Origin of the sequence: Flavobacterium cupreum (genome assembly GCF_003996965.1) — a bacterium.
GTDB classification, from domain to species: Bacteria; Bacteroidota; Bacteroidia; order Flavobacteriales; family Flavobacteriaceae; genus Flavobacterium; species Flavobacterium cupreum.
Genome location: NZ_QWDM01000087.1, coordinates 1 through 421 on the forward strand (window position 1 = coordinate 1; position 421 = coordinate 421).

Sequence of the window (421 nt, forward strand, 5' to 3'; positions counted from 1 at the left end):
CCATCACCGTCTCCGTCACCAACGCCGACGAAGTGGCACCCGGCATCACCGGCGGCGCAACCGCAAGCTCCTCGATCGCCGAGAACACGACAGCTGTCACCACCCTGACCGCGAACGAAGCCGTCACCTGGTCGCTTTCCGGCGGCGTTGACTCGGCCCTGTTCGCGATCGACGCGACAACCGGCGCCCTCAGTTTCGTCAGCGCACCCGACTTCGAAGCCCCAAACGACAGCGACACGAACAACAGCTACGTGGTTGACGTCCAGGCCATCGACGCGGCCGGCAACACCTCGGTCCAGACCATCACCGTGTCGGTCACCAACGCCGACGAAATCGCCCCTGGCATCACCGGCGGCGCCACCGCAAGCTCCTCGATCGCCGAGAACACGACAGCTGTCACCACCCTGACCGCCAACGAAGC

The 421-nt window shown here is 65.6% G+C and carries 1 protein-coding gene; it reads left to right on the forward strand.

Features of this window, described 5'->3' with window-relative positions; genetic code table 11:
• The coding region (locus tag D0817_RS25800) for a cadherin repeat domain-containing protein (protein WP_161568471.1) at positions 1–421 on the forward strand (421 nt) is incomplete at both ends.